This is a genomic window from Halomonas colorata (assembly GCF_014897985.1).
Taxonomy (GTDB): Bacteria; Pseudomonadota; Gammaproteobacteria; order Pseudomonadales; family Halomonadaceae; genus Vreelandella; species Vreelandella colorata.
In genome coordinates, this window is record NZ_JABUZA010000032.1 from 45,771 (window position 1) to 55,598 (window position 9,828).

Annotated in this window: 8 protein-coding genes and 2 pseudogenes; 5 read left to right on the top strand and 5 right to left on the bottom strand. The window is 58.1% G+C overall.

The features are described from left to right. Positions 1-75: 75 nt before the first annotated feature. Positions 76-462, bottom strand: a complete 387-nt coding sequence (locus INT33_RS15035; protein ID WP_192539748.1) for a TraK family protein — start codon at positions 460-462, stop codon at positions 76-78. Between the two features lie 395 nt (positions 463-857). Here INT33_RS15035 and INT33_RS15040 point away from each other — a divergent pair, with 395 nt between their 5' ends. From INT33_RS15040 to INT33_RS21460, 5 genes and pseudogenes are all read left to right on the top strand, one after another. Next, on the top strand, positions 858-1,133 hold the full coding sequence (locus INT33_RS15040) for a plasmid mobilization protein (RefSeq protein ID WP_225736347.1): 276 nt from the start codon (positions 858-860) through the stop codon (positions 1,131-1,133). A 73-nt stretch (positions 1,134-1,206) separates the two neighbouring features. Next, a pseudogene (locus INT33_RS21190) lies at positions 1,207-1,377 on the top strand (IS30 family transposase); the annotation flags it as partial. A 34-nt stretch (positions 1,378-1,411) separates the two neighbouring features. Next, a pseudogene (locus INT33_RS15045) lies at positions 1,412-1,987 on the top strand (ISNCY family transposase); the annotation flags it as partial. Between the two features lie 254 nt (positions 1,988-2,241). Continuing rightward, positions 2,242-3,243, top strand: coding sequence for an IS30 family transposase (locus INT33_RS15050; protein ID WP_193054202.1), 1,002 nt, complete (start codon positions 2,242-2,244; stop codon positions 3,241-3,243). A 344-nt stretch (positions 3,244-3,587) separates the two neighbouring features. After that, entirely contained in the window at positions 3,588-4,181 is a 594-nt protein-coding gene (locus INT33_RS21460; protein ID WP_192539744.1) for a GntR family transcriptional regulator, read from the top strand. Between the two features lie 310 nt (positions 4,182-4,491). Here the strand turns inward: INT33_RS21460 and INT33_RS15060 are convergent, their stop codons facing one another. The 4 genes from INT33_RS15060 to INT33_RS15075 form a co-directional block, all read right to left on the bottom strand. Continuing rightward, the gene (locus tag INT33_RS15060; protein ID WP_192539743.1) at positions 4,492-5,496 is read right to left on the bottom strand and encodes an LLM class flavin-dependent oxidoreductase; all 1,005 of its coding nucleotides are present in this window, start codon (positions 5,494-5,496) and stop codon (positions 4,492-4,494) included. Between the two features lie 4 nt (positions 5,497-5,500). Continuing rightward, positions 5,501-6,796 (bottom strand): NtaA/DmoA family FMN-dependent monooxygenase, encoded by a 1,296-nt coding sequence (locus tag INT33_RS15065; RefSeq protein ID WP_192539742.1) that lies wholly within the window; start codon positions 6,794-6,796, stop codon positions 5,501-5,503. Next, the gene (locus INT33_RS15070) at positions 6,793-8,814 is read right to left on the bottom strand and encodes an iron ABC transporter permease (RefSeq protein ID WP_193063620.1); all 2,022 of its coding nucleotides are present in this window, start codon (positions 8,812-8,814) and stop codon (positions 6,793-6,795) included. The genes INT33_RS15065 and INT33_RS15070 overlap by 4 nt, the downstream gene beginning before the upstream one ends. Continuing rightward, the coding region (locus INT33_RS15075) for an ABC transporter substrate-binding protein (RefSeq protein ID WP_193063618.1) at positions 8,811-9,828 on the bottom strand (1,018 nt) is incomplete at its 5' end. The genes INT33_RS15070 and INT33_RS15075, both read right to left, overlap by 4 nt.

Genomic DNA, 9,828 nt, shown 5'->3' on the forward strand with positions numbered 1-9,828 from the left:
AGGATGCAAAACACAAGGCGTCCTGGCGGACGCCGCGCTATCCATCCTCGCACTAAAAGTACGAGGTTTTCCGCGCTAACTGATAAGGTCGTCGCGGTTATTTCCGCTGTTTGGGTTGTGCTCGAATCCGGGGCGTTTTGAGCCGGGTTTAGCTGCTGGGGCAGGCTTGCCCCCTGCTTGTCCTCCTGCGGCCCCTGTAGCGGCCGGGGAGGGGCTTTGCGGGGTGATTTGCCCTGCGCCTTTCCTTTGGTGTCCATCGTCTTTTGCTCCCGTGATGTACCGGACGACGTAACGGTTGAACTGGGAGTAGCTGATACCTAGTTCATCCTCGCCGCCGCAGTCGTCATAGACCGTGCGCTGTTCGTTACCGGCCTCGATCAGCGTCTTGAACTGATCGAGGCGAGCCAGAAACGCGACACGTCCCGCGCCCCGGCGGGGCTTGCTGCTAGGCGTGTCTGCCATGCCTGTTTCCTCCTATTGACCGCCGCGACTCAATCGCGGACGGCCCATCATACACGCTAATGCGATTCTGCGCGAATCAGTGCGATTGAGTGCGACTGTACGCGATTCTATGCGATTGAGCAAGCCATTTAATGCGATTGTACGCGATGATATGCGATTCTATGCGATTCGTCGGCTTTTCCGGCCTTTGGGCCGGTTCTGGGTGGATCGTTTAGCTACTGTCGCATACAATTGCATAGAACTAGACGGCAAGATATGTGTTGTACGGGTACGGGCAAGCCCGTCCCCATCCAACACCGCCCCTTATTCGCCTTCGGCTCAACGGTATCTTGCTCTGCGAGGCCCACAGCCGCTGCCGCGTCTAAGAGCGAAAAGCAACAACAGGAGCGCAGGCAATGCCAGAGAACACCAAAGAAAAGGCCCAGCCTCGGCGGCGCGGTAAGCCGATAGAGGTGTGGGTGACAGACGACGAGAAAGCGACCATCACAGAGCGCGCCGAAGAAGCGGGCATGTCCCGTTCGGGCTACCTGCGCGCCCTTGGGTTGAACACCCCAATAAGGTCGGTCGTTGACCTGGCCGCCGTTGCGGACTTGGCCAAGGTCAACGGCGACCTTGGGCGGGTCGCTGGGCTGCTGAAACTTTGGCTCGCAGAGAAACGCGGCCAAGCTTGAGTAAGTCCGCAATCGCCTCATCGTTGCTGTGTGCCGCTTAGGGTGTCATTTCGCCCCCAGCCGGAACCGACCCCGCACAAGACGTTGGCTCCCCCGAGACCTTGATCCACTTACCCTCAGTGATCGAGACCTCGCATTCATCTGTCATCGCCTCAACAATACACCGCGCAAATGTTTAGGGTACAAAACACCTGCAGAAGTCTTTCGGCAGAAACTCTTCGCAAACAGACATCGTTTTGCGTAAACTCAAACCGAAAAGTCGCGCTTCAGCCTGACCTCACACGCCGGAATATATTGCAGACTTCAATGCTCGTTTTGGCAAGGAGCCGCGCAATCCTAAGGATATGCATCGACCGCTGGCCGCGCATGAGAACATCGATGGTGCGATGTGCCGGAAGGAAGTACGGACACTGTCGCAAACACTGACACTGCGTTACGACAAGGTGCTGTTCATCCTGGAGCCGACGGAGTTTGCAAAGCGGCTGGCTCGACAAAAGGTGATTGTCTGCGACTATCCGGATGGCCGTCTGGAGATCATGTATGGTACGGACACCCTGCCCTACAGAACATTCGACAAGCTTCGTTCTGTTCATCGCTCGCCTGTTGTCGAGAACAAGCGACTGGATGACATGCTTTCGATTGTGGCCGAGATGCAGGCAGGCCGGGAACTGCAACGCAGCCAGAGCGGTCCCCGTCGCACAGGTCAGACGAACCATTTGTTTGGCGTGCCTGATGGCAGTGTCGGGAACGGGTATCAGAAGCGCGAGCGCAAATCGCGCACCGCTTACATGAACGATCCTGACGTTATTGCGCGCCGGGAAAAAGCGTTGGCTCGGTTGGCTGCGACGGAGTGAAATGGCCAGATCAATGACATTTGGCACTCTCAGAGCTAAAGCCGAAGGGCACCTATCGACCCGCCCCCATTCCTCGCTTGCAACTCTGACCAGCCTCTCGGAATGGGGGCTGAACGTCAGCACCTGTCGCATCTCTATCTTGCTGGAGATAGCGTATCCCTAACTTGCCAAAACACATTATATAACCGGGGTACATTCTATTTTAAACTGCAACATGCCAATGAATTCATGTGGTTAGCCATGGAGGAAATTGGATGTCGAATTGCTACTCACAGATCACATTGGCGGAACGTCGCCGGTTATTTGAGCTGAAACAGCTTAAACTCCCTCTCGGCGATATTGCGCGGCTGATGGGCCGTCATCGCTCGACGATCTATCGCGAGATCAAGCGCAACAGCTTTTGGGATGCCGAGATTCCAGACTATAATGGCTATCATAGTGTTTTTGCCGACAACATCAGCAAAGACCGCAGAACGCGGTTGCGCAAGCTCAGACGTTACCCAGAGCTGCGCAAGTTCGTCATTGAACAATTGGAAGCACACTGGTCACCAGAGCAGATCTGCGGCCGACTGATTAGCCATGGTCTGAGCGCGATACGTCTATGCGCAGAAACGATCTATCGCTTCATTTACTCAAAGGAAGAATATGGGTTAAAGCTGTATGAGCATCTGGCCGAGATGCGCACAAAGCGCTGCCCACGCGGCACCAGAAGATCGCGCAGCTCCCGCATTCCAGAAGCGTTTCGCATTCATCAACGTCCTGATTTTATTGGCAATCGTCTGCAATTCGGCAATTGGGAGGGTGATTTGATCATCTTTGATCGTGACCTCGGAGAAGCCAATGTCATGACACTTGTTGAACGCAAAAGTCGTTACTTCGTCATCATTAAAAACAGCAGTCGGCACTCAAAGCCTATCATGAACAAAATCATTCAGGCCTTTGCAGCGCTGCCTTATCATGCACGCCGCAGTTTTACCTTTGATCGTGGTTCCGAGTTTATGGGTTATAGGGCTTTGGAGGATGGAATGGGGGCAAGAAGCTGGTTTTGTGATCCAAATTCACCCTGGCAAAAATGCACTATTGAGAACATCAACAAGCGCATCCGACGGTATTTACCCAGCAATACGGATCTGGCGCAGGTCAGCCAGGCTCAGTTAACCGCCCTCGCCCATAAGCTCAATGCGACCCCGCGCAAGTGTCTTGGATTTAAGACACCCGCAGAGGTGTTTGCTAAACTTTTGCAGGAAGCAGCTTAATCAGATACCCTCACCGCCGGCATAATGCAGTTGGGGTAACTTTTCCACCTCAAGGAAATCCCCGAGCCGTAGGGCGGAGAGATCTCAAGGTTCCACGATGTCAAATTCGAAGCCTTCATCCTGCTGCAGGAGACAGACCGGAAAATAGGCTCGCTGATCAAAACGATATAAAAAGTCTCTTCAATGGGTTTGCCAAACTGACTCAGACCTGTGCTATGTTTGATTTAGCGTTAACATGTCATGCTGTGTGTATGGAATAATCGGCTACTGCGCACAAGGTTTGAATGGGGCGGCAGGTATTTTTTGCCGACGTGCATGTTTGGCGATCCGCAGGAGAAGCGTGAGTGAGTGATAAGACCGCGACAGTCCAGTCAAGACATCGGGCATATGAGAGTTTCATCAAACTCTTGCTGGCGGGCGATTTTCATCCCGGCCAGTTCGTTTCGCAACGGCAACTTGTCAGTATAACAGGGCTTCCGCTCGGCGCGATACGGGAGCTTATTCCTCGCTTGGAGGTGGAGGGCCTTATCAAGACGGTGCCACAACGCGGTTTACAGATCGCGCATGTCGACCTCAATCTCATTCGTGAGGCATTTCAATTTCGTCTTTTCATTGAGCGGGAAGTTGTCGCTGTTTTCTGTCAGGAGGCGTCAGCGGAAATCTTGCTGTCCCTGCGCAGGGAACATATCGACTGGAACCTGCACGATACGATCATCGGTTCGCTGAACAACGAAATCATTTGGCGTAAATATCAGACCAACAATATCAAGATGCGTCTCATCAATCAGGAGCGTTTTCGCATCGCTGGCCGCGTCATTCCTGTCATGGAAGAGCATCTGAAAGTGCTGGAAGCCATTGAAACGCGCACTCCGCAATTGGCAATGGATGCGATAACGGTCCACATCAACAATGCGCGCTCACTGGCGCTGAAGATTTAACGAGACCGGCAAATTTGGAAACGGAAAAGGGCCATGCTTCAAGCGCAGCCGCCGTCGCTGCATGATCGCCCTCGTGTCTCACATATACGAAGCAAGGGGCGTGTATTTCGGTCGTAAACGGAAAGACTGGGAAAAGTGGAACCCGTTTTCCCGAAAAGAAAAACGAAAACAAAAGAACCCAGAGTCTGTCTGGGTCATAATGAACCAGACAGACTCTGGAAGAGCTGCGTGTCGGAGTGTAATTTCGCAAGATTATGTACACCCATCGGCCAGGGGATCAGGCGGAGGGTACCGGGACCGGATCGTGCACCTATTCCATGTATAAATTTTTCAGACCGAGCCTCTCACGCAAGGTGGATGGGCCTGTCTTTTCCGGTAACATACCGGCCTGCCGCAAAAGCGGCATGACCTCGTCTATAAAACCGTTCAGGCATGTTCCGGCAAGGCTGAAGCCGTCAATGATTCCAGCACCATGCCACTGGGTGATCCTCTCGGTCACAGCTTCCGCGGTGCAGGTGTTGGTAGAACCTAGAACGGGCATGATCCGCACGTCTGCGCGATCCCTTGCATGGCTTTTCAGGCGGAGGCTCATCTCGTCCGCGAATTTTGCGGTCGCTTCGAGGTCCATCGCCTCGGCAATCACGACATCGGCAAAGCGCGCCGCCATATCCATGTCATCCTCCGTCACCACGCTGTGAAACAAGACCGGCCTGCCCTGCGGCGGGCGCGGAACGTCCAGCGGCCCCTTGACCGAAAAATAGTGTCCACGATGGTCGATGGGGCCGTTCCCCTCTCCGTTGACTTTCACTCGCCCGTCAGAACGTATGACGATGGCATCCGGGGACCAGCTATCCCATAACTGGTGGACCACTTCGAGAAATTCCGCATCCCGTGCGGCAACGGCCTCGACAGGCGGACGGCTCAAATCGCCATATTGCTCCTGTTGCTGATCTGCCGACGGCGTGATGTGCCAGCCAGCCCTGCCCCGGCTGATATGATCGATGGTCGCAAGCCGCCGCGCAACGTTATAGGGCTGGCTGGTGCGCGGGGAGACGGCGGCGGCAAGACCGATGCGATCGGTTGCAGCCGCCAGCGCCGCAAAAGCCGTAAACGGCTCGTATGGAAGGAATGCACATCCTTCCCGCACCAGGCCCGCATTGTTCGCATCCCTGAAGACGAGCGCGTCGATCCCGCCCGATTCGGCGCGTTTCGCCAGTGTCAGGAGAGTTTGGAGAGCGCCGGGACGCGCGGAAACGCCATCCACCGCGGCGAGACTTTCCGGCCCGAGAATATAATTGAAATGAAGCTGTTTCATATTTTCAATGTCCCTTTGCAGCGAAGCGCCGGTTGTCGGGGCGCGCCAGACCGAAATGGTCGCGCAGCGTCGTTCCCGCATAGCGGGTGCGATAGAAACCGCGCCGTTGCAGGATGGGGACCACTTCTTCGACAAACAGGATATTCGCCTCAAGAGAAGGCCACATCAGCGTGAAGCCGTCGCAGGCAAAGCCCGTAAACCATTCGCTGATGAGGTCGGCCGTCTCAAGCGGCGTTCCAGCGAAAGCCAGATGCGCGCCCTGTTGCAGCACCTGACGCGGGGTCAGGCGATGCTTGCGGATCATGTCGAGATAAAGATCCGATCTTCCACGCATTCCGTTGGTGAATCCCTGCTCGGGCAGCAGATCGAGAGGGATCGGCTCGTCGGGCGGCAATTGCGAAAGGTCGATGCCGACCATTTCCTTCATGCGCGCGCCCGCATTTTCACCCGCGCCCTGTCGCGCCGCCAGAAGGGCTTCGGCCTCCGTGCGGGTTTTCGCAACGATCGGCATCAGGCCCGGCAGGATATTGAGTTGATCGGGCGTGCGTCCGAAAGCGGCCATGCGGCGGCGAATATCGGCATAAAATTCCTGTGCGATGGAAAGGACCGGCTGGGCGGTGAAGATGACTTCCGCCCAGCGTGCGCCGAAATCCCGTCCCGCCTGCGACGAACCCGCCTGCATGCGCACCGGGCTGCCCTGTATGGGGCGCGGTATGTCGAGCGGCCCCTGAACCTCGAACCATTTTCCACGATGATCGAGGGCCGGAACGTTCCCGGGTGAGGCGTGGAGCATGCCCTCAGGCGTACAGGAGAGCGCATCTTCATCGAGGCTGTCCCACAGCGCGGTTACGACCTCGATCACCTCATGGGCACGCTCGTATCGCGTATCGTGTTCGAGATGTTCGTCGCGGCTGTAATTGGCGGCGACCGTGCCGATGGCCGTCGTCACCATGTTCCAGCCCGCGCGGCCATTGCTGAGGCGGTCGAGGCCTGCGAACATGCGCGCGAGATTATAAGGCTCGTTATAGGTGGTCGAAACGGAGGCGATCAGCCCGATATGCCTGGTCACCGTGGAAAGTGCTGAAAGAAGGGCTATGGGTTCCAGCGAAAAGCCCGGACGGTAGGTGTAGAAATCGGCGATGAACATGGCGTCCATCAGCCCTTTCTCGGCCAGTTGCGCACGCTCCTCAAGCTGGCGCATATCGAAAAGACGGGACGGCATATCCCCCGCAATGCGCCATGCCAGATCGAGATGATCGATACAGGAATTGAAATGAAGCTGTCGGTTCGGATGGCTCATGTGCGCATACTCCGGCGGATAAGATAGATGAGATAAGGGGCGCCGATCAGCGCAATGACGGAGCCTGCGGGCAGTTCCCCCGGCGCAATGACGAGCCGGGCAGCAATATCGGCGAGCCCGAGAAGAAGCGCACCGACCAGCACCGAAACGGGCAAGACCGCGCGCAGGGAATGGCCGCATAAAAACCGCGCCAGATGCGGCGCCAGCAGGCCGACATAGCCGACAGGCCCGGTCTGCGAAACGCAGATGGCGGCAACCGTGACGCCCGTCGCTCCGGCGGCGAGCCTGACGGGCGCGATCGCAGCACCAAGGCTGCGCGCCGTGATGTCGCCGAGCGAAAGCAGTTCGAGTTTCGTCGCCACCAGCATCGCACAGATGAAACCGGCAAGAAGCGTGGGAAACAATATCTGCACCGTGGACCAGTTGGCCCCGTAAAGTCCGCCGATGAGCCACACCATCGGATTGTCGGTAAAGCGGGTCTGCATGACCAGTATCTGCACGAATGCGCCGCAAAGGGCGGAAACGGAAATGCCGATCAGGATGAGAAAGGTCGGTGTCAGCCTCGTGCGCCATGCAAGGATATAGACGGTGGCCGCCGCAAGCATTCCACCGGCAAGTGCCGCCATGCCGATGCCCGTCGCGCTTGCTGCGGGAAACAGCGCCACCATGAGAAGAATGCCTGCCGTCGCCCCGCCATTGACCCCGACAATCGACGAATCCGCCAGAGGATTGCGCAATGCTGCCTGAAAAAGCGCGCCGGCAAGGGCGAAACCCGCACCGGCAAGACAGGCTGCGAGAATACGCGGGCCACGCATGTCCCAGACGATCTTCTGCATGAGCGGCGCAGCCTTGCCGGAGAGTGCCTGCATGACCTGCATTCCCGACAGCGGCAGACCGCCGACGAACATGAGACCCGCAAGCAGCGTGAGGCCGATGAGGAGCAGAAGGGCCAAAAGCAGGATCGTGGGGGAAACATGTCCGGCTCGGCCGAAATCGAGCGATGAAGCCGCATTCATCTGCCCGCCCCGGCTGCGGCGCAGGACGAGCCACAGAAGCCATGGCGCACCGAGGGCTGCCGTAATGGCCCCCACGGGCGGTGCGCTGGTCAGGCTTCCAAGCATGTAGGTGATGCTGTCGGCGGCAAGCAACAGGCTGCTGCCCCAGAGTGCCGCGGCCGGTATCAGCGCGGCATGCCGTCTGACCCCCGCAAGCTTGACCAGATGCGGCGCGACAAGACCGACGAAGCCGATGGGACCGGTGGCGGCGACGGAAGCGCCCGTCAGCACCAGCACGACGATCAGGGTCGCGGTGACGAGCAATGCGTGTTTCTGTCCGAGGCTTCTGGCCGTATCCTCGCCGAGCCGGGCAATATCATATGCGCGCGACAGCGTGAAAGCCGCAATGAGGCAGAGGACGATCCATGGCCAGACGAGTTGCACATTGCTCCAGCCGTTCTGCCGCAGCGAACCCGCACTCCAGGTAATGAGAAACCGCGCCTCGCTCTCGTAGAGCAGCAGCAGCGCGCCGGTTATGCTTGAAATCGTCATGGCGACGATCAGTCCAGCAAGAAGAATGCGCAGCGGCGTGGCGCGAAACCCGCCCGCCAGCAGATAGACCATCAGCACGGCAACCAGACCGCCGCAGACCGCGACGGCGATGGGCATGAAAACGATCAGGGCCGGTGCGAATATGGTGGCCAGCGCAATGAAGAAAAAACTTCCCGCGCTGATGCCGAGAATGCCCGGCGACACCATCGGATTGCGCAGGATGCTCTGCATGAGCGCGCCGGAGACGGCGAAGGCGCTGCCCGCAAGCACCCCTATGGTGGCGCGCGGCAGGCGAAAGCCGCTGACGACGTCGCGCAGCAGATCGTCATTATACGCAAAGGAGCGGATGATGTCGCCAACCCCGATCCGGGCCTCGCCATGCGCCATATTGAGCGCGAAAGCGGCGACGAGCGCCATGACGCCCGCCCCGATCATGCCCAGTTCGCGCAAGCATTGCCGCGGCACGCTCACGTCAGAAGCGCCTTGCGGACATCGCGCAGAAACAGCCGCGCGCTCAGCGGGCCGTTGTGGATCAGCCGGTAGGGAATGGGCTGAAAGCGGTTCTCGCGCACGAAACGCAGATTGCGCCACACCGGCGTCGCCATGAGATTGGCCACACCCTTCTCATTGAAGGGCATGTAGAGAAAATCGGCATCCTGCAAGGCGATCAGCGTTTCGGCGGTGGTGACGTTGAAGCCTTTTTCGAGATAGCGGTCGTCATCATAGGCATAGGCGAAGCCGCAACGCTGCAAAAGCTGCGCCGGCAGCGCATTGCGATTGAAGAGCATGATTTCGGCCCCTGTGACGCCGGCATTGACATTGCCCAGCACGACAGGACGCTTGTCCAGCCCTTTCGCGACGACACTTTGCTTCATTTCCGCAAGCGTTTCATCGAGAGACGCGAGGAAATCGCCGCATTCCGCTTCCCGTCCCGTCAGACGCGCGACGGCACGCAGCGTCTCGACCATATTCGCCATCTGGTCGGGTTTTCCGGCTGGATAGGAAAGGAATGCCGCCACCGGCGCGATTTCGCCAAGCAGGGTGCGACTTTTCTGGATGCTGTTGGCGCTGCCGAGGATCAGATCCGGCTCAAGCGCCATGATGAATTCGATATTGGGTGCGGAAGACAGACCGAGATCGGTCACCTCGTCCGAAAGCCGGGGCTCGGCATCGCCGGTGAAGCGGCGATAATTGGCGGGGCCCGTCATTCCGACCGGTTGCAGGCCCAGCGCCAGAAGAAATTCCGCACTCTGCTGGTCAAGCGCCACCACCCGCCGCGCCGGCTGCGCCAGGCATGTTTCACCCAGTTCGCTCACCGCACAGACGCGCGCCGCAAAAGCCCCTTGCGTGGATGCGGCGAAGGCGGCGAAGGCGGCAAGCCCGCAAGCGAAGCTTCTTCTCGACATCATCATCAGATTTTGCGCGGGATACCCGGTACTTCTAGTGCCGGGAGGGATAGCGCGTCGCTCGCAGAGCGACTCGGTT

Bases quoted from the DNA above. Each gene is read 5' to 3' on its own strand.
- INT33_RS15040 (WP_225736347.1), top strand. From the start codon at position 858: ATGCCAGAGAACACCAAAGAAAAGGCCCAGCCTCGGCGGCGCGGTAAG.
- INT33_RS15050 (WP_193054202.1), top strand. From the start codon at position 2,242: ATGTCGAATTGCTACTCACAGATCACATTGGCGGAACGTCGCCGGTTA.
- INT33_RS15060 (WP_192539743.1), bottom strand. From the start codon at position 5,496: ATGAAACAGCTTCATTTCAATTATATTCTCGGGCCGGAAAGTCTCGCC.
- INT33_RS15065 (WP_192539742.1), bottom strand. From the start codon at position 6,796: ATGAGCCATCCGAACCGACAGCTTCATTTCAATTCCTGTATCGATCAT.
- INT33_RS15035 (WP_192539748.1), bottom strand. From the start codon at position 462: ATGGCAGACACGCCTAGCAGCAAGCCCCGCCGGGGCGCGGGACGTGTC.